Here is an 18,890-nt window from a genome sequence, read left to right as displayed (position 1 = left end):
GACGCGAGGGCGCCGCTGGGCGAGCGGGCGGCGGGCGAGTCGCGCCGGGTTCACTCCGATGCGGGTGCGGGTGCCTATGCCTGCGCGGATGCTGGGGCCACGTCACGCAACAGCTGCGTGAAGGCAGCCTCGTCGACGACCGGCGTGCCGTACGACTTCGCCTTGACGGTCTTGGAAGTCGACGCCTCCGGATCGTTGGTCACCAGCAGACTGGTCAGCCGGGACACGCTGGTCGCGACATGCAGCCCCGCCTCGATCGCCCGGTCCTCCAGCAGCTCCCGCTCGACGGAGGTGTCGCCGGAGAACGCCACCCGCATCCCCTGCATCAGCGGCCCGCCCACCTCGTACCGCCCGGGGTTGGGGTAGGGGCAGGCCGGGCGCTTGCGCGAGGGCCGCCAGCTGCCCTGCCCGTACGAAGCCTGGTAGCCGATCCGCGGAGTCGCGGGGGAGTCCGACCACTCGGTGAGCGGACGGCACTCGAGCAGCGGCAGCCGCACCCCGTGGCGGGCCGCGCTGTGCAGACTCGGCCGGAACGCCTCGGCCAGCACCCGCGCATCGTCCAGCGCGTGGTGCGCCCGCTGCTGCACGACCCCGAAGTGCGCTGCGAGCGACTCCAGCTTGTGGTTGGGCAGCGGCAGCCGCAGCTCCTTGGAGAGCGCGATGGTGCACAGCCGCTGCCGGGTGGGCGCGGTGCGCTGCGCCCGTGCGTACTCCCGGGCGATCATCGACCAGTCGAAGATGGCGTTGTGCGCGACGAGGACCCGGCCGTCCAGCCGCTCGGAGAACTCCCCGGCGATCTCGCCGAACAGCGGCGCGCCCTCCAGCACATCGCTCGTCAGACCATGGATCCACACCGGACCCGGATCCCGCTCCGGGTTGATGAGGGTGTACCAGTGGTCCTCCACATTGCCCCGGGCGTCGAGGCGGTACACGGCAGCGGAGATTATCCGGTCGTCGCGGGCGAGTCCGGTGGTCTCCACGTCGACGACCGCGTACCCCTGGGGATACGCGGCCGGCCACGCCGTTGCTGCGGTTGTACGGTCGTCGAGCATGGTCACAGAGAATACGGGCCCGCACTGACAGCGCCGGATCGGCCCCGTCGCCGAGCCACCCGCCGGAGCCGGGTGCGTCAGGCCGTCGGTGGTGACCGCTCCAGGTCACGTACCTGCCGGCCGGCAGTGCCGGTCGCCCCCTCGGGGGACACGGAACCGCGCCAACGGCGCAACACCCGCCTGTCGGCGGCGGCTTCGGCGGCCACGTTCCGTCGCCCGAGCCCTGCTCGGCCGTCCGCTTGTACGCCCACCGAGCGGGCCCGCGCACCGCGGGAGCCAGGAGGGCGCAGGGGCGTTCCCTCACGGCGCCGGCGGCGTGCTCACCAACGCCCGTACGGGCGTGGTGAGAAGCCCCCTCCGGATCCGCCGGCCGGCCCGGCGCCCGTGCCAGGGCCGGGTCGTGTTCCGCCGTCACCGCGTCCCACAGCTCGCCTTCGCCCGGCGTGCGTGGCATGGTGCCCCCAATTCTCGGGCCTGCAGGGCTCTTTACCCGACGAACTCGCAAGGGCCGGCGCGCAAGTGCTCGCCGGCACCGTCGACGTCGACGAGCGGAGATCCGTACACACCCTTGCCGACGCCGCGTACGAACGAGAGCCCCCGCGTTCGCCCGAGGCGGGTCGGTGCGGGTGTGGTGAGCCCCGGGGTGAGACCCTCCCCGGGTGACTGACGCATCCCGGGCCGCACCCGACGACGAAGCGCACGGCGGGGCCCTCGGCGAGCGCCTCAACTGGCTCCGCGCCGCGGTCCTTGGTGCCAATGACGGCATCGTCTCCACCGCGGGCCTCGTCGTCGGCGTCGCGGGCACCACCGGCTCGCGCGCCACTCTGCTCACGGCGGGCATCGCCGGACTGCTGGCCGGGTCGATGTCCATGGCAGCCGGTGAGTACGTCTCCGTATCCACCCAGCGCGACTCCGAGAAGGCGGCACTGGCAGTGGAGCGGCGCGAGCTGCGCGAACAGCCGGAGGAGGAACTGGAGGAGCTGACCGGCCTGTTGGCGGCCCGCGGCATCTCGCGGGAGGTGGCCCGCGAGGCCGCCGTTCAGCTCACCGAACGCGACGCCCTGCGCGCCCACGCGAGCGTGGAGCTCGGCATCGACCCGGACCACCTGGCCAACCCGTGGCACGCGGCGGGCGCGAGCTTCCTGGCGTTCACGGTGGGCGCGCTGCTCCCGCTGCTGGCGATCGTCCTGCCGCCCTCATCCCTGCGCCTGCCGGTCACGGTCCTGTCGGTGCTCGCGGCCCTGGGTCTGACGGGCTGGTGGAGCGCCCGCCTGGGCGGGGCGGCGGTGGGTCCGGCCGCGCTTCGCAACGTCGGCGGGGGAGCGCTGGCGATGGCGGTGACGTACGGCGCGGGGTCGTTGCTCGGCGCGGTGGGCGTTTGAGGGGCCGGGTTGTCTGACCCGCCGAGTTGGCAGAAGTCACCAAAAGCAGCTGACAAGTTGTCTCGCATACTTGTGGGTAACAACGTCTAGCCGTGGTCCGGCCCCCGCCTCTACGGTGCTCGCATGCCGAACCTGCCCGATGTCGTGCTGTGGTCGATACCTGCCTTTGTCCTGCTCACCGTCCTGGAGATGGTGAGCTACCGGCTCCATCCGGACGAGGACGCCGCAGGCTACGAGACCAAAGACGCCGCCACCAGTATCGGGATGGGGCTCGGCAGCCTCGTCTTCGACATCCTGTGGAAGATCCCCATCGTCGCGATCTACACAGGGGTCTACGAACTCACCCCCGCCCGCGTCCCCGTGCTGTGGTGGACCATCCTGCTGATGCTGCTCGCGCAGGACTTCTTCTACTACTGGTCCCACCGCGGCCACCATGTCATCCGGATCCTGTGGGCCTGCCATGTCGTCCATCACTCCAGCCGCAAGTTCAATCTCTCCACCGCGCTGCGTCAGCCCTGGACGAGCCTGACCGTCTGGCCGTTCTATCTGCCGCTCATCGCCTGCGGCGTGCATCCGGCCGCCCTCGCCTTCTGTTCGTCCGCCAACCTCGTGTACCAGTTCTGGGTGCACACCGAGCGGATCGACAAGCTGCCGCGGCCCTTCGAGTTCGTACTGAACACGCCCTCCCACCACCGGGTTCATCATGCCTCCCAAGGCGGCTATCTGGACCGGAACTTCGGCGGGATCCTGATCGTGTGGGACCGGCTCTTCGGGTCCTTCGCGCCGGAGACGGAGCGGCCCGTCTTCGGGCTTACCAAGAACATCGGGACGTACAACCCGCTGCGGGTGGCCACGCACGAGTACGCGGCGATCGCCCGGGATGTACGGGCGGCCCGCACCTGGCGCGAGCGGGCCGGGCGGGTCTTCCGCGGGCCCGGCTGGCAGCCGGCCGTCCAGGAGGCCGCCGCGGAGCCGGGGCGGATCGCGTGAGCAGCGGCAGGCGGCAGGGTCGCGCCGAGCACGGCAAGTCCGTGTCCGCGGGGCCGCCGACGGCGGGGCAGCCGGACGCCGGGCAGTCGGCCAAGGGGCCGGGGGCCGGGCAGCCGGACGCCGGGCAGTCGGCTGCGGAGCCGATCGCCGGGCAGCCGATCGCCGGGCCGGCGACCGCCGAGCCGGGGGCCGATGCCTCGGCGGGCTCCGCCTCGCAGGCGGGCTCCATCCTGCCGACGGGTGCCATTGCGGGCTCCGCCTCGCGAGCAGGCGTCGCGGCGGGCTCCGCTCCGCGGGCGGGTGCCGGCGCGGGCTCCGCCTTGCGGGAGCGGCTCGCTCGCATGCTCCTCGTCGCGTTCTTCCTCGCCGTCGGCTGCGACCTCGTCTCGCTCGCCCTCGGCCTCGACGCCGGGCACACCGCCGCCAAGCCGCTGCTCATGCCGCTGCTCACGGCGTACGCCGCCACCCGCGGCGCACCCCGCCCGCTCATCGCCGCGCTCCTCTTCGGCTGGGGCGGCGATGTCTTCCTGCTCTCCGGCGCGGACTGGGCCTTCCTCGTCGGGATGGGGTCATTCGCTGCCGGACACGTCTGCTATCTGCTGCTGTTCCGGCCTGCGCGCACGTCACCGCTCCTCGCGGGCTTCTACGGCATCGCTCTCGTCGGCGCCGTCGCGCTCCTGTGGCCCGACCTCCCCGCCGATCTGCGGATCCCGGTCGCCGGATACTCGCTGCTGCTCACCGCCATGGCCTACCGCGCGAGCGGGCACGGCCTCGTCGCAGGCGCGGGCGGTGCGCTGTTCCTGCTCTCCGACATGCTCATCGCCACAGGTGTCGCCGAATGGCCGCAGCTGCCCCTACCCGACTTCTGGATCATGCTCACCTACTGCGCGGGGCAACTGCTGCTGGCCGCTGGCGTGCTCGCCCGGAGCACGCAGGCGTACCGTGAGAGCCGAATCTCTGTCTGATCGGCAAGGACCTCACCCGTGCGCGCCACCGTCATCCACGCTCCGCACGACATCCGCGTGGATGGCGGTGCTATGTCGGAGTGCCGCACGGCAGCGGCACCGGCCTGAGCGTGACGTTCGGCCGGAACATCCCCTGCGCGGCGGCGTCGCGCCCGTACGCGGTACATCCCCGAGCTGCTCCCCGACGTCCTGCACGGCACGATCGACCCGTTGCCCGTCCTTGTCCTGTTCGTCGGCCTCGACGGCGTCCGTGGCGGCTACAAGGCGATGGGCGAGCGCACCGCGCTGAAGGGCCCCATCAAGCCGTAACGCGATCACACCGTACGCGATCGCGCCGTAACGAGGCCGACGCGGCGCAGGCCACACGTGACCGTGCTCACCGCCACTCGGGCGCGTCCGTCCCCCAAATCCCGGGCGGGCGCACCCAGTTGGCCGGGCCGCCCGCGAAGGAGACCGGCGGCAGGGCGTGCCGCAGCCGCCCCACGGGGCTCTCCGTCTCCGTGAGCCAGGGCTCGGGGTCGTACGCCACCGCTTCCGCGGGCTTGTCTCTCTCAAGGCCGTTCACCAGCCAGGCCGCCGTCTGGGAGAGGGCGAGCCGCACCAGCCTGGCCCCGCCCTCGTCGTGCTGGTCGGTGAGGGCGCGCAGGACGCCGGCCGCCAGCAGATACCCGGTGCCGTGGTCGAGGGCCTGGGCGGGCAGCGCGCCGGGCTTCCCCTGACTGCCCTCGATCGCGGCGATGCCCGTGGCCACTTGCACAAGGCTGTCGAAGCCGCGCCGCTCGTGCCAGGGCCCGTACCGCCCCCAGGCGGAGAGCTGGGCGACGACCAGCCCGGGCCTGCGGACGGCCAGTGCCTCGGGCGTCAGCCCCGGGAAGCGGTCCAGGGCGCCGGGCCGGTAGCCCAGCACCACCACATCGGCGCTCTCCAGGAGCTCCTCGAAGATCCGCCGGTCGCCGCCCCGGCCGCCGAGATCGAGCCGCGTCGAGCGCTTCCCCATCCCGGTGTCGTTGTGTGCCTCCTGGCTTTCCGGCAGTTGGGGAGGGTCGATCCGCAGCACATCCGCGCCGAGCAGCGCGAGCGTGCGGGTGGCGACCGGCCCGGCGAGCACGCGGGTGAGGTCGAGGACCCGCAGCCCGGCGGCCGGCAGAGTTACGTCCCCGGTCAACTCCGGGAGTCGGCACGGTAGTTGCTCGCCCAATTCGCACAAGTCGCTGAGCGCCGTGCGTGTCAGCAGCGGCGCGGCGGCGGCCGACGCCCCCTGCTCGTGTGCCGCCCACTCCTCGGGCGTACGGGCGGCGACCGCAAGACCGCCCGCCGCGTACACCGTCTCCTCGACCTCCGCGGCTCCGCGCCGGCCGATCACGGCCGCGACGGCATCCACGCCGGCGTCGGCCGGCAGCCCGAGGGCGGCCGGCAACCTGGCCCGGTGGTGGGGGTAGTTGGCGTGCGTACGGACCCACCCGTCGGCCGCCCGCCAGAAGCGGGACAGGGGAGCGAAGGTCGTCGGCGCCTCGCCGTCGACCCGTACCAGCCGGTCGCTGAGGAACGCCGCGGTCACCGCTCCGTCGTCGACGCGGACGGACGGGACGGGGCCGCCGGTGCGGCGGGCGGCGAGCTCGGCCGCGGCCAGTGCGCAGACCGCCACGGTGGAGCGCGCCAGCTCCATGACGGGCAGTTCGGCGGGCAGCCCACCCGTGCCTTCGTACCGGACGCGGTCGAGGAGGGCGGGATCGCCGCCCAGCGCCGCCCAGGCCTGGGCCGTACCACGGAGTGATGCGTGAACCATGCAGCCACTATGGCACTCGGTGCCACGCAGGAGGGGGCCGGACGCGGAACCCCGCGCCCGGCCCCCGGGTCAAGCACTTCTACCGGCGAACCGCGTCCAGCGCGTCCGCGACGCCCGTCCCGTAGAAGGCGTTATCGCGCTTGCCGCCCTCGCACACCGCGTCGACCGTGCCGTCGCCGTTGATGTCGTACGGGTTGGTGCACTCGGTGTCGTCGGCCTGCGCGTACAGCAGCGCCTTCACGGCCGATGCCGAAGCGTTCGGATGCGTCGACTTGATCAGCGCGGCGACGCCCGCGACATGCGGCGAGGCCATGGACGTACCGGCCTTGTAGCCGTACCCGCCGCCCGGCAGCGTGGACAGGATCCGGCCGTCGATGGCCGGCGCGTCCGGCTTCTGGTAGAGGGTCGAGTCGCCGCCCGGGGCGGAGATGTCGACCACGCCGAGGCCGTAGTTGGAGTACGAGGCCTTCAGGTTCTTCGCGCCCAGAGCGGAGACGGTGACGACGCCGGGGATCTGGGTCGGGATGTCCAGGCACTCACGCGGGTTGATGACCCGCTCGCCCGGAGTGGTGTCGTTCGGGCTCGTCGTGTCGGTGAGCTCGTCGGCGGCGAGGTCCATCCTGGAGTTGCCGGCCGCGGCGACGTTCACCGCGCCCTTGCGCTCCGCGTACCGGATGGCCCGGGCATGTGCCTCGATCAGAGCCGTCTGGTCGGCGTCGTTCTTGCAGTTGAACAGCCACGGGTCGGTGTAGTAGCTGTTGTTCGTCACATCGACGCCGTGCTCGGCGGCCCAGACGAAGCCGCAGACGACCGCCTCGGTGTAGAAGAAGCCGTCCGGCTGCGACACCTTGATGCCGGAGACCTTCACGCCCGGCGCGACGCCGGTGACACCGACGCCGTTCTTCGCCGCGGCTATCGTGCCCGCGACGTGCGTGCCGTGGTCGCTCTCGCCCGGGCCCGGACGCCAGGCGCCGTCCGCGGTGTTGGGCGCGCCGCCCACGCAGCTGACCGACGCTGCGCGGTCGAAGTTCGGCGCGAGGTCCGGGTGCGTGTCGTCGACACCCGTGTCGATGACCGCGACCGTGACGTTCTTGCTGCCCAGAGACTTCTCGTGGGCCTTGTCCGCCTTGATGGCGGGCAGGTCCCACTGCAGGGGCTCGAGCGGGTCCTGGCCCGCGTCCGCCTGGGCGGCCGCGGTCTTGGCCTCGGCGGCGGTGAGCGGACGCTCCGAATCGATCGCCGTGTCGCCCGCGGCGCTCAGCGGGGCCGTACGAGTAGCACCGGCCGACTGGACGCCCTTGACCGTACGGATCGTCTTGGCGAAGTCCGGGTTCTGCGAGTGGACGACGATGACGCCTATCTGGTCGTAGGCGATCACCACCGAGCCGCCGGCCTTGGCTATTGCCTTCTTGACCGATTTGGCGGTGCCGTTCCCGCCCTTGACGTTCACGACGTACGACAGCTTCGGGCCGTCGGTAACCACCGCGGCGGGTACCTCGTCCGCCGGGGCTGCCGAGGCGGCTCCCGCGGGCAGGAAGCCGAGCGAGGCCGTGAGCGCCAGACCGACGGGCAGGGCAAGCGCGCGCCGCCGTCTGGATCCCAGATGAGCCATGGGTTCTCCACATCATCCGTGACAACCGCCCAGACACACGGTGCGAATGGGCGGGTACATGACGAGCGAAGCTATCGCCGATCATGCGCCGCCATCAATGAGTTGGGGAAGAAACCGACAGAAAGTCCGGAGAAATTCCGGCGGGAGTCCGGAAGAAAAAGGCCGATGTTGAACCGGTTCGGTGCGCTCACCGTGCCGTTGTCAGGGGGTGGAGCAACATCAAACCGCCCCCCCCGACTGTGAGGTCCCCTTGTCCATCCCCACCGCACCCGCGTCGCGAGGAGATTCCGTGGCTACCGATGCACCGCCGCCCCCCGGCGGCACGGACACCAGCCCCGCTCAGCCCACGACAGAGTCGTTCGTCGAGGTGCAGGAGAGTGGGGAATTCGGCGAACTGCGCCGCACATACCGCTCCTTCGCCTTCCCCCTGACCATCGCGTTCATCGCCTGGTACCTGCTCTACGTGCTGCTGTCCAACTACGCCGGCGGCTTTATGGGCACCAAGCTCTTTGGCAACGTCAACGTCGCCCTCGTCTTCGGTCTCGCCCAGTTCGCCACCACCTTCCTCATCGCCTGGCTCTATTCGCGTCATGCCGCAGCCAAACTCGACCCGAAGGCCGAGGCGATCAAGTCCCGCATGGAGGCCGACGCATGAGCGCCGCGTACGCCGCGTATCCCACCGTCCAGCTGGCCGCCGAGGGCGCGAGCGAACACCGGCCGCTGATCATCACGCTCTTCGCGTGCTTCGTCGTCGCGACCCTGTTCATCACCGTGTGGGCAGGACGCCAGACGAAGAGCGCCGCCGACTTCTACGCGGGCGGCCGCCAGTTCACCGGCTTCCAGAACGGCCTCGCGGTCTCCGGCGACTACATGTCCGCCGCGTCCTTCCTCGGCATCGCGGGCGCCATCGCCCTGTTCGGCTACGACGGCTTCCTCTACTCGGTCGGCTTCCTGGTCGCGTGGCTGGTCGCGCTGCTGCTCGTAGCCGAACCGCTGCGCAACTCCGGCCGCTACACGATGGGCGACGTCCTCGCCTACCGCATGCGCCAGCGCCCGGTCCGAACTGCCGCCGGAACCTCCACCATTGTCGTCTCGATCTTCTATCTGCTGGCGCAGATGGCGGGCGCGGGCGTGCTGGTCTCGCTGCTGCTCGGCATCACCAGCGACGCCGGGAAGATCGCGATCGTTGCCCTGGTCGGCGTGCTGATGATCGTGTACGTCACCATCGGCGGTATGAAGGGCACCACCTGGGTGCAGATGGTCAAGGCCGTCCTGCTCATCGCGGGCACCTTGCTCATCACCTTCCTGATCCTGCTGAAGTTCAACTTCAACCTCTCCGATCTGCTCGGCGCGGCGGCCTCGAACAGTGGCAAGGGATCGGCCTTCCTGGAGCCGGGCCTCAAGTACGGCGCCACCAGCACCTCGAAGCTGGACTTCATCTCGCTCGGTATCGCCCTGGTCCTCGGCACCGCGGGTCTGCCGCACATCCTGATCCGCTTCTACACCGTGCCCACCGCTAAGGCCGCCCGTAAGTCTGTCAACTGGGCGATCGGCATCATCGGCGCGTTCTATCTGATGACGATCGTGCTCGGCTTCGGCGCCGCGGCGCTGCTCAAGCCCGCCGACATCATCGCCTCCAACAAGGCGGGCAACACGGCGGCGCCGCTGGCGGCCCTGGAGATCGGCGGCGGCGCGGGATCCACCGGAGGCGCCATCCTGCTGGCGGTGATCTCCGCGGTCGCCTTCGCCACCATCCTCGCGGTGGTCGCGGGCCTGACCCTGGCGTCCTCGTCCTCCTTCGCGCACGACATCTACGCGAACGTCATCCGCAAGGGCAACGCCACCGAGCAGGAAGAGGTCCGCGCGGCCCGCTGGGCGACGGTCGCCATCGGCGTCGTCTCCATCGCGCTCGGCGCAATGGCCCGCGATCTGAACGTCGCCGGCCTCGTCGCTCTCGCCTTCGCGGTCGCCGCGTCCGCGAACCTGCCGACGATCCTCTACAGCCTGTTCTGGAAGAGGTTCACCACGCAGGGCGCGCTGTGGTCCATCTACGGCGGTCTCACCTCGGCCGTGGTGCTGGTGCTGTTCTCGCCGGTCGTCTCCGGCAAGCCCACCTCCATGTTCAAGGAGGCGGACTTCTACTGGTTCCCGCTGGAGAACCCGGGCATCGTTTCGATCCCGCTGGGCTTCCTGCTCGGCTGGCTCGGCTCCCTGCTGTCCAAGGAAGAAGCCGACAAGGGCAAGTACGCGGAACTCGAGGTCAAGTCCCTCACCGGCACCGGAGCCCACTGATCAGGCCCGCCTGTACGGGGTCAGGGCCGCGGCCGCGTCGTAGAGTCCTACGACGCGGCCGCGCCGTACCTCGTGACAATTGGGCCCCGTCGTTGTCAGAACTCTGGCGTAGGGTCGGAACCATCAGATCCGCGATTGGGGGAGGGGGCCGACAGTGCTCATAGACACTTATGGCCGTGTGGCCACTGACCTGCGTGTTTCGCTCACGGACCGGTGCAATCTGCGGTGTTCGTACTGTATGCCGGAAGAAGGTCTGCAATGGCTCGCCAAGCCGGATCTGCTCAGTGACGACGAGATTGTCCGGCTGATTCGCATCGCCGTCACCGACCTCGGCATCACCGAGGTCCGCTTCACCGGCGGGGAGCCGCTGCTGCGGCCCGGGCTGGTCGGGATCGTCGAGCGCTGCGCCGCCCTGCAGCCCCGCCCCAAGATGTCGCTGACCACCAACGGCATCGGGCTCAAGCGCACGGCCACCGCCCTCAAGGCCGCCGGCCTGGACCGGGTCAATGTCTCGCTGGACACCCTGCGGCCCGACGTCTTCAAGACCCTCACCCGCCGCGACCGCCACCACGACGTGCTGGGCGGCCTGGAGGCCGCCCGCGCCGCGGGCCTCACCCCGGTCAAGGTCAACACGGTCCTGATGCCGGGCCTCAATGACGACGAGGCCCCCGACCTGCTCGCCTGGGCCGTGGAGAACGACTACGAGCTGCGTTTCATCGAGCAGATGCCGCTCGACGCGCAGCACGGCTGGAAGCGCGACGGCATGATCACCGCGGGTGACATCCTCGAATCGCTGCGTACGCGCTTCACGCTCACCGCCGAGGGCGACGAGGAGCGCGGCTCCGCGCCCGCCGAGCGCTGGGTCGTGGACGGCGGACCGCACCGGGTCGGGGTCATCGCCTCCGTCACCCGCCCCTTCTGCCAGGCATGCGACCGCACCAGGCTCACCGCCGACGGCCAGGTGCGCACCTGCCTGTTCGCCCGCGAGGAGACGGACCTGCGCGCTGCGCTGCGCTCGGACGCTCCCGACGAGGAGATCGCCCGTATATGGAAGCTGGCGATGTGGGGCAAGAAGGCGGGCTCGGGCCTCGACGACCCGGCGTTCCTGCAGCCCGACCGTCCGATGTCAGCGATCGGCGGCTGAGGACTCCCACTCCGGGAGCGTCACGACATCCTTCAAGAAGCCACGCACGCCCAGGAATTGAGAGAGATGCTCACGGTGCTCCTCGCAGGCGAGCCAGGTCTTGCGGCGCTCCGGAGTGTGCAGCTTCGGGTTGTTCCACGCGAGCACCCAGACCGCGTCGGCACGGCAGCCCTTGGCGGAGCAGATCGGCGTTTCGTCACTCACTGATTTTCATCCCAAACAAGGCGACGCCGAGCAGCCACGGGGGGAGCTGCCCGGCGTCGGTCCGTCGCTCCGACGGGGGATACGGAGCGCGCTTCGAAGTATGTCACGGGGAACGGGGTGCAGTGCACCGGAACTTCACGATTGATCTGAGCTTTTCTTGAGCTTTGCAGCCCCATGGAATCAGCTCTGTTCCGGTCTCTGACGGTCCCGCTCGGAGCCGTCGGCTTCCGCCTCGGGTTCCGCCTCGGGTTCCGCGGCGGCCGGCGTGGGGACGGGCGCGATCATCGGCCGGGACGGGGTGGGGACGAACGTCGAGGGCAGCGAAGGGGGGTTCTCGCGGCCCGCGTTGGCGATCACCACGGCGATGTACGGGAGCACCCCACCGAGCACCAGCGCCACGATCGCCACATGGCGTTCCACATTCCACAGGACTGCGGAGAGGATCACCGCCACGGTCCGCACCGACATCGAGATCACATAGCGACGCTGCCTGCCTCGCACATCGTCGGCGAGCCCCTGCCGGGCTCCCGTGATCCGGAAGACCTCCGCATCGCCATGCTTCCGCATCACGTTCCACCACCTGGCTTCCGCGTCGGACGCTCCCCGGTCCTGACGTATTCCACCGTACGCCGCAGCTGAGACACCTACGAGAGCGGGTCATGGCCCCGCTGCGTGTCCCCAGCTGCGCCGTAACGCGTATGGCGTCGCCCGACATGCGCTGTAAGGCCGATCGGCCGAGAATGGCGGCGTAACTGCTCACGCAGAGCCGTACAAGGAGGCAGCCATGGGCTGGTTGTGGGCGATCATCGTGGGGTTCGTGCTGGGCCTGCTCGCAAAGGCCATCCTGCCGGGCAAACAGCACATGCCACTCTGGCTGACCACCATCCTGGGTATCGGCGGCGCTGTGCTCGGCAACTGGCTCGCGATGGGGTTCGGGATCGCCGAGACCCCGGGCGTCGACTGGGGCCGCCATCTGCTTCAGCTCGCGGCGGCCGTGGTGCTCGTCTTCCTGGGAGAGATGGCGTACACCGCCGCGCAGCGCAACAAACAGAGAGCCTGATCCAGGAACGACGGTGGCCGGCCGGGCGCGATGCCCGCCCGGCCACCGCCGTGACGTGTGTGCGCCGGGTGCCCCGCACCGGGGATGTCTCGGCGGTGGGGGCGCCCGGGCCTGATCAGGCCGTTGTGACCTCGACCGCCGCGAGGTTCTTCTTGCCGCGGCGCAGCACGAGCCAGCGGCCGTGGAGCAGATCGTCCTGCGCCGGTACGGCGTCCTCCGCGGCGACCTTGACGTTGTTCACGTAGGCGCCGCCCTCCTTGACCGTGCGGCGGGCGGCCGACTTGCTGGGGGCCAGGCCGACCTCCACGAGCAGGTCCACCACCGGGGCCAGCTCGGCGACCCGGGCGTGCGGCAGCTCGGAGAGCGCCGCCCGCAGCGTCACCTCGTCGAGCTCGGCCAGCTCGCCCTGACCGAACAGCGCCTTCGACGCGTCCACAACCGCCGCGCACTGGTCGGCGCCGTGGACCAGCGTCGTCAGCTCCTCCGCCAGCGCCCGCTGGGCCGCACGCGCCTGCGGGCGCTCCTCGGTCAGCTTCTCCAGCTCCTCGATCTCCTCGCGGGACTTGAAGCTGAAGATCCGCAGGAACTTGGAGACGTCCCGGTCGTCGGCGTTCAGCCAGAACTGGTAGAAGGCGTACGGCGTGGTCCGCTCCGGGTCCAGCCAGACCGTGCCGGACTCCGTCTTGCCGAACTTCGTGCCGTCGGCCTTCGTGATCAGCGGGGTGGCCAGCGCGTGCACGTCGGCCTCCGGCTCGACCCGGTGGATCAGGTCGGTGCCCGCGGTGAGGTTGCCCCACTGGTCGCTGCCGCCGGTCTGCAGGACGCAGCCGTACCGCCGGTACAGCTCCAGGAAGTCCATGCCCTGCAGGATCTGGTAGCTGAACTCGGTGTAGCTGATGCCCGCGTCGGAGTTCAGCCGCCGCGCGACCGCCTCCTTCGCGATCATCTTGTTGACCCGGAAGTACTTGCCGACGTCGCGCAGGAAGTCGATCGCCGACAGACCCGACGTCCAGTCCAGGTTGTTGACCATGGTCGCGGCGTGCGGTCCTTCGAAGTCGAGGAACCGCTCGATCTGCCCGCGCAGCCGCTCCACCCAGCCCGCGACGACCTCCGGCGCGTTCAGCGTGCGCTCGGAGTTCGGCTTCGGGTCGCCGATCAGACCGGTCGCCCCGCCGACCAGACCCAGCGGGCGGTTGCCCGCCTGCTGGATCCGGCGCATGGTGAGGATCTGGACCAGATTGCCGAGGTGCAGGCTCGGCGCGGTCGGGTCGAAGCCGCAATAGAACGTGACGGGACCGTCCGCGAACGCCTTGCGCAATGCGTCCTCGTCAGTGGAGAGGGCGATCAACCCACGCCACTGCAGTTCGTCGACGATGTCCGTCACTTCTCTCGCGTCTCCTTCGGTGTGCTTGCAGACGTCTTTGAGGTTATACGCCCTGGCTGACCGAACTCATATTGAAATCCGGGACCCGGAGCCCGGGCATCGCGGCCCGGGTGAACCAGTCGCCCCACTCGCGCGGCAGCGTCTTCTCGGTGCGGCCCGCCTCGGTGGCCCTGGACAGCAGGTCGATGGGCGACTCGTTGAACCGGAAGTTGTTCACCTCGCCGACCACCTCGCCGTTCTCCACGAGGTAGACGCCGTCCCGGGTCAGGCCGGTCAGCAGCAGCGTCGCCGGATCGACCTCGCGGATGTACCAGAGGCAGGTCAGCAGCAGGCTGGGCCCGCGATGGTTCGTCGCCGCCACCATCTCGTCCAGCGAACGCTCACCACCCCCGTCCAGGATCAGATTGCCGATCCCGGGGGCAACCGGCAGCCCGGTCAGACCTGCGCTGTGCCGGGTGGTGATCAGGTGCTCCAGCTTTCCGCCGCGTACCCAGTCCGTCGCCGACAGCGGCAGGCCGTTGTCGAAGACCGAGGCGTCGTCGCCGGACGCGTGCGCGATCACGAACGGCGCGCACTCAAGACCCGGCTCGTTCGGGTCGCTGCGCAAGGTCAGCGGCAGCGGCGACAGCGTCTCGCCGACGCGGGTGCCGCCGCCGGGCTTGGAGAAGACCGTACGGCCCTCCGCAGCGTCCCGGGCCGTCGACGACCACATCTGGTAGATCAGCAGATCGGCCACCGCGGTGGGCGGCAGCAGCGTCTCGTACCGGCCCGCAGGCAGGTCGATCCGGCGCTCGGCCCAGCCGAGCCGCTGCGCGAGCTCCGCGTCGAGGAGCGCCGGGTCCACGTCCTTGAAGTCCCGCGTGGAGCGGCCCGCCCAGGCGGACCGCGAGCGGTCCGGGGACTTGGCGTTGAGCTCCAGCGTCCCGTTGGGCTGGTCATGGCGGAGCCGCAGCCCCGTCGACGTACCGAGGTAGGTGGAGGTCAGCTCGTGGTTGGCGAAGCCGTACAGCTCCCGCTCACCGGCCCGGGCCCGGGCGAAGGCCTCGCCCAGCGCGGGCGCGAAGTCCGTGAAGACGGAAGAGGAGGTCTCGGCGGGCGGGTCGGTGAAGTCGGGGGAGGCGGGGACCCCCTCGACGAGCGGCTGAGCGTCCTCGGCGGGCCCGGCCCCGCGCGCGGCGGCCTCCGCGGCCCGTACGAGCGGCTCGAGGTCATCGACGGTGACGGCGGCCCGCGACACGACACCGGACGCGGTGCCCTGTGCGCCGTCGACGGTCGCGATGACGGTGAGGGTGCGGCCGCGGGTGACGCCGTTCGTCGTCAGGGCGTTGCGGGCCCAGCGCAGGTTGGCCGACGATTCCTCGTCGGCGATGACGACACAACCGTCGGCAGTGGACAGCTCAAGGGCACGCTCGACGATCTCGTACGGCTTGCTGATACGGCTCATCGACCGTCCTCCTGCGTGGTGTTGAGACTGTGCCTGCCCGGGGACTGCGACATCAGCGGCTGCCGCCGCGGGCCCCCGGACCCCCGGCGAATTGCGTGGTGGCCGCTCATCGACCGGCCTCCTGCGTCGTATTGAGGATGTTCACGCCCCTGAACAGGGCCGACGGGCAGCCGTGCGAGACCGCCGCGACCTGGCCCGGCTGGGCCTTTCCGCAGTTGAACGCGCCGCCCAGCACATACGTCTGCGGGCCGCCCACCTTCTCCATCGAGCCCCAGAAGTCCGTCGTTGTCGCCTGGTACGCGACATCCCGCAGCTGACCCGCCAGCTTGCCGTTCTCGATGCGGAAGAAGCGCTGACCGGTGAACTGGAAGTTGTAGCGCTGCATGTCGATCGACCACGACCGGTCGCCGACCACATAGATGCCCCGCTCCACCCCGCCGATCAGATCCTCCGTCGACAGACCGCCCGGATCCGGCTGCAGCGACACATTCGCCATCCGCTGCACCGGTACATGGCTGGGCGAGTCCGCGTACGCGCAGCCGTTGGACCGGCCGAGCCCCGTCAGCTTCGCGATCCGCCGGTCCAGCTGGTAGCCCACCAGCGTGCCGTCCTTCACCACGTCCCACGACTGCGCCTCGACGCCCTCGTCGTCGTACCCGATCGTGGCCAGCCCGTGCTCCGCGGTCCGGTCGCCCGTCACATTCATCACCGAGGAGCCGTACGCCAGCTTCCCCAGCTTGTCGAAGGTGGCGAAGGACGTCCCGGCGTACGCCGCCTCGTACCCCAGTGCCCGGTCCAGCTCCGTGGCGTGGCCGACCGACTCATGGATGGTCAGCCAGAGATTCGACGGGTCGACCACCAGGTCGTACCGCCCGGCCTCGACGCTCGGCGCGCGCATCTTCTCCGCGAGCAGCTCCGGGATCTGCTCCAGCTCGGAATCCCAGTCCCAGCCCGTGCCGGTCAGATACTCCCAGCCACGGCCCACCGGCGGCGCGACCGTGCGCATCGAGTCGAACTCGCCGCTGCTCGGATCGACTGCGACCGCGGTCAGCTGCGGATGCAGCCGGACCCGCTGCTGCGTGGTGACCGTGCCCGCGGTGTCCGCGTAGAACTTGTTCTCGTGGACGGTGATCAGTGAGGCGTCCACATGCGCAACGCCCTCCGCGCCCAGCAGCCGCTCGCTCCACTGCGCCAGCAGCGCGATCTTCTCCTCGTCGGGTACCTCGAACGGGTTGATCTCGTACGAGGAAACCCATGTCCGGTCCGCGTGCACCGGCTCGCCCGCCAGCTCCACCCTCTCGTCGGAGCCCGCCGCCGCGATCACCTTCGCCGACAGCTTGGCCATCGCGATCGCCTGGCCCGCGACCCTGGCGGCCGCGTCCATGGTCATGTCGACCCCGGAGGCGAACCCCCAGGCGCCGCCGTGCACCACCCGTACCGCGTACCCGAGGTCCGTGGTGTCCGACGAGCCGGCGAGCTTGGCGTCGCGCAGCCGCCAGGCCGCGCTGCGCACGCGCTCGAAGCGGAAGTCGGCGTGCTCGGCGCCGAGCGCACGCGCCCGGGCGAGTGCCGCGTCTGCGAAGGCCCGCAGCGGCAGCGCCAGAAATGACTGATCGACCTGATGGACCACGAGGGTCTTCCCTTCTCGATATGTGTCCGCAGTGAACCATGTCGGCGATTGCCCGTAGTCGGCCACACGTTTTCCATGACTTGTCCGCGCCCCGCCGTGCGCAGCGGTCGGTCGCCGCGCCCACCACCCCGGTCGCCGTCGCCTGACGATTGTGGGCACCGCTCCGGTGCCCCCAATCCGTTCCCTTCACCTCGTACGGTCCTGAGCGTGGTCCCTTGTAGGGACCCGACAGTGACGGGATGAAGGCGCTGTCAGGGCCCGATTCTCTGTAAGGAGGACGGGACCGATAGGTTTTCGGGTACCAGACCGCTACCGAAAGGGTGATCCGTTGAGCCGCTCGGTTCTCGTCACCGGAGGAAACCGGGGCATCGGCCTCGCCATCGCTCGTGCGTTCGCCGAAGCCGGCGACAAGGTCGCGATCACCTACCGGTCCGGCGAGCCGCCGGCCGCCCTGACCGAGTTGGGTTGCCTGGCCGTCAGGTGCGACATCACCGACAGCGAGCAGGTGGAGCAGGCCTACAAGGAGGTCGAGGAGAAGCACGGTCCGGTCGAGGTGCTGGTGGCCAACGCCGGTGTCACCAAGGACCAGTTGCTGATGCGGATGTCCGAGGAGGACTTCACCACCGTCCTCGACACCAACCTCACCGGCACCTTCCGGGTCGTCAAGCGCGCCAACCGCGGCATGCTGCGGGCCAAGAAGGGCCGCGTCGTACTGATCTCCTCCGTGGTCGGTCTGCTGGGTTCGGCGGGGCAGGCGAACTATGCCGCATCGAAGGCCGGTCTCGTCGGCTTCGCCCGCTCTCTCGCCCGTGAGCTCGGTTCGCGCAACATCACGTTCAATGTCGTCGCACCCGGGTTTGTCGACACCGACATGACCAAGGTGCTCACGGACGAGCAGCGCGCGGGCATCGTCGCCCAGGTGCCGCTCGGCCGCTACGCGCAGCCCGAGGAGGTCGCCGCCACGGTGCGCTTCCTCGCCTCCGACGACGCCTCGTACATCACCGGAGCCGTCATTCCCGTTGACGGCGGATTGGGCATGGGTCACTGAACGCCATGAGCGGAATTCTCGACGGCAAGCGCATCTTGATCACAGGTGTGCTGATGGAGTCCTCCATCGCCTTCCACACCGCCAGGCTGGCGCAGGAGCAGGGCGCCGAGGTCATCCTGACCGCGTTCCCCCGGCCCACGCTGACCGAGCGCATCGCCCGGAAGCTTCCCAAGCCGGCCAAGGTCATCGAGCTGGACGTCACCAACACCGAGCACCTGGGCCGGCTGGCGGACGTCGTCCGTGACGAGCTGGGCAGCCTGGACGGCGTCGTCCACTCCATCGGCTTCGCCCCGCAGGACGCGCTCGGCGGCAACTTCCTCAACACGCCCTTCGAGTCCGTCTCCACGGCGATGCACGTCTCGGCGTTCTCGCTGAAGTCGCTCACGATGGCCTGCCTGCCGCTGATGCAGGAGGGCGGTGCGGTGGTCGGCCTGACCTTCGACGCCCAGTTCGCGTGGCCGCAGTACGACTGGATGGGCCCGGCCAAGGCCGCGCTGGAGGCCACCTCCCGTTACCTCGCCCGCGACCTGGGCAAGCAGAACATCCGCTGCAACCTGATCTCGGCGGGCCCGATCGGCTCCATGGCCGCCAAGTCCATCCCGGGCTTCTCAGAGCTCGCGGACGTGTGGAACCACCGCTCCCCGCTGGAGTGGAACATGGCCGACCCGGACCCGGCCGGACGCGGAGTCGTCGCCCTGCTCTCGGACTGGTTCCCGAAGACGACCGGCGAGATCGTCCACGTGGACGGTGGCGTGCACATGATGGGCGCCTGACCCCTCCCGTACGAGAACGACGCCCCGTTCCCCGCTCAGTGCGGGGAACAGGTACGCCGAGCCGAACATGATCGACGCCCCCGTCGTCTCCGCCGCGAACCCCTGCGGCGGATCCAGATCGAAG

Annotated in this window: 17 protein-coding genes and 1 pseudogene; 10 read left to right on the top strand and 8 right to left on the bottom strand. The window is 70.1% G+C overall.

Features of this window, described 5'->3' with window-relative positions:
• Window positions 1-74: 74 nt before the first annotated feature.
• Window positions 75-1,052: a DEDDh family exonuclease gene (locus ACWDO5_RS25450; protein WP_450532672.1), complete on the bottom strand. Its 978-nt coding sequence runs from the start codon at window positions 1,050-1,052 to the stop codon at window positions 75-77.
• Between the two features lie 659 nt (window positions 1,053-1,711).
• Between ACWDO5_RS25450 and ACWDO5_RS25445 the strand changes: the two genes are divergently transcribed.
• From ACWDO5_RS25445 to ACWDO5_RS25430, 4 genes and pseudogenes are all read left to right on the top strand, one after another.
• Entirely contained in the window at window positions 1,712-2,434 is a 723-nt protein-coding gene (locus ACWDO5_RS25445; protein WP_450532671.1) for a VIT1/CCC1 transporter family protein, read from the top strand.
• Between the two features lie 123 nt (window positions 2,435-2,557).
• Window positions 2,558-3,424 carry a sterol desaturase family protein gene (locus ACWDO5_RS25440; protein WP_450532670.1) on the top strand — a complete coding sequence of 289 codons (867 nt, stop codon included), beginning with the start codon at window positions 2,558-2,560 and terminating at the stop codon, window positions 3,422-3,424.
• Between the two features lie 341 nt (window positions 3,425-3,765).
• Window positions 3,766-4,389: a lysoplasmalogenase gene (locus ACWDO5_RS25435; RefSeq protein WP_450532687.1), complete on the top strand. Its 624-nt coding sequence runs from the start codon at window positions 3,766-3,768 to the stop codon at window positions 4,387-4,389.
• Window positions 4,390-4,460: 71 nt separating this feature from the next.
• Window positions 4,461-4,698, top strand: a pseudogene (locus ACWDO5_RS25430) (IMP dehydrogenase); the annotation flags it as partial.
• 67 nt (window positions 4,699-4,765) lie between these two features.
• Here ACWDO5_RS25430 and ACWDO5_RS25425 read toward each other — a convergent pair.
• Both ACWDO5_RS25425 and ACWDO5_RS25420 read right to left on the bottom strand, forming a co-directional pair.
• The gene (locus ACWDO5_RS25425) at window positions 4,766-6,175 is read right to left on the bottom strand and encodes a CoA transferase (RefSeq protein WP_450532669.1); all 1,410 of its coding nucleotides are present in this window, start codon (window positions 6,173-6,175) and stop codon (window positions 4,766-4,768) included.
• Between the two features lie 79 nt (window positions 6,176-6,254).
• Window positions 6,255-7,787, bottom strand: a complete 1,533-nt coding sequence (locus ACWDO5_RS25420) for a S8 family peptidase (RefSeq protein WP_450532668.1) — start codon at window positions 7,785-7,787, stop codon at window positions 6,255-6,257.
• 289 nt (window positions 7,788-8,076) lie between these two features.
• On the opposite strand from ACWDO5_RS25420, the gene ACWDO5_RS25415 reads away from it, so the two are divergent.
• The 3 genes from ACWDO5_RS25415 to moaA all read left to right on the top strand — a co-directional run bounded on the left by ACWDO5_RS25415 (window position 8,077) and on the right by moaA (window position 11,223).
• The gene (locus tag ACWDO5_RS25415) at window positions 8,077-8,442 is read left to right on the top strand and encodes a DUF485 domain-containing protein (protein WP_450532667.1); all 366 of its coding nucleotides are present in this window, start codon (window positions 8,077-8,079) and stop codon (window positions 8,440-8,442) included.
• The gene (locus ACWDO5_RS25410; RefSeq protein WP_450532666.1) at window positions 8,439-10,079 is read left to right on the top strand and encodes a solute symporter family protein; all 1,641 of its coding nucleotides are present in this window, start codon (window positions 8,439-8,441) and stop codon (window positions 10,077-10,079) included. The genes ACWDO5_RS25415 and ACWDO5_RS25410 overlap by 4 nt, the downstream gene beginning before the upstream one ends.
• 154 nt (window positions 10,080-10,233) lie before the next feature.
• On the top strand, window positions 10,234-11,223 hold the full coding sequence (moaA, locus tag ACWDO5_RS25405; RefSeq protein WP_450532665.1) for a GTP 3',8-cyclase MoaA: 990 nt from the start codon (window positions 10,234-10,236) through the stop codon (window positions 11,221-11,223).
• Here the strand turns inward: moaA and ACWDO5_RS25400 are convergent.
• A complete protein-coding gene (locus tag ACWDO5_RS25400; RefSeq protein WP_389187467.1) occupies window positions 11,206-11,427 on the bottom strand; it encodes a hypothetical protein in 222 nt (73 codons plus the stop codon). The genes moaA and ACWDO5_RS25400 overlap by 18 nt on opposite strands.
• A 180-nt stretch (window positions 11,428-11,607) precedes the next feature.
• The gene (locus tag ACWDO5_RS25395; RefSeq protein WP_450532686.1) at window positions 11,608-11,994 is read right to left on the bottom strand and encodes a DUF3099 domain-containing protein; all 387 of its coding nucleotides are present in this window, start codon (window positions 11,992-11,994) and stop codon (window positions 11,608-11,610) included.
• A 217-nt stretch (window positions 11,995-12,211) separates the two neighbouring features.
• Here ACWDO5_RS25395 and ACWDO5_RS25390 point away from each other — a divergent pair, with 217 nt between their 5' ends.
• A complete protein-coding gene (locus tag ACWDO5_RS25390; protein ID WP_450532664.1) occupies window positions 12,212-12,487 on the top strand; it encodes a GlsB/YeaQ/YmgE family stress response membrane protein in 276 nt (91 codons plus the stop codon).
• 115 nt (window positions 12,488-12,602) lie between these two features.
• Here ACWDO5_RS25390 and tyrS read toward each other — a convergent pair whose 3' ends face one another.
• From tyrS to ACWDO5_RS25375, 3 genes are all read right to left on the bottom strand, one after another.
• Window positions 12,603-13,871 carry a tyrosine--tRNA ligase gene (tyrS, locus tag ACWDO5_RS25385; protein WP_450532663.1) on the bottom strand — a complete coding sequence of 423 codons (1,269 nt, stop codon included), beginning with the start codon at window positions 13,869-13,871 and terminating at the stop codon, window positions 12,603-12,605.
• A 43-nt stretch (window positions 13,872-13,914) separates the two neighbouring features.
• Window positions 13,915-15,315, bottom strand: coding sequence for a metallopeptidase TldD-related protein (locus ACWDO5_RS25380; protein ID WP_450532662.1), 1,401 nt, complete (start codon window positions 15,313-15,315; stop codon window positions 13,915-13,917).
• A 106-nt stretch (window positions 15,316-15,421) separates the two neighbouring features.
• Window positions 15,422-16,945, bottom strand: coding sequence for a TldD/PmbA family protein (locus ACWDO5_RS25375; protein WP_450532661.1), 1,524 nt, complete (start codon window positions 16,943-16,945; stop codon window positions 15,422-15,424).
• Between the two features lie 328 nt (window positions 16,946-17,273).
• Between ACWDO5_RS25375 and fabG the strand changes: the two genes are divergently transcribed.
• Complete coding sequence (fabG, locus tag ACWDO5_RS25370) at window positions 17,274-17,993, top strand: 3-oxoacyl-[acyl-carrier-protein] reductase (RefSeq protein ID WP_450532660.1); 720 nt, start codon at window positions 17,274-17,276, stop codon at window positions 17,991-17,993.
• A 5-nt stretch (window positions 17,994-17,998) separates the two neighbouring features.
• Window positions 17,999-18,766 (top strand): enoyl-ACP reductase FabI, encoded by a 768-nt coding sequence (gene fabI / locus ACWDO5_RS25365; protein WP_450532659.1) that lies wholly within the window; start codon window positions 17,999-18,001, stop codon window positions 18,764-18,766.
• Window positions 18,767-18,890 lie beyond the last annotated feature (124 nt).

Source organism: Streptomyces sp. NPDC000880 (assembly GCF_053599675.1).
The sequence above is the reverse complement of the archived record's forward strand: the minus strand, read 5'-3'. Positions and strand labels throughout refer to the sequence as shown.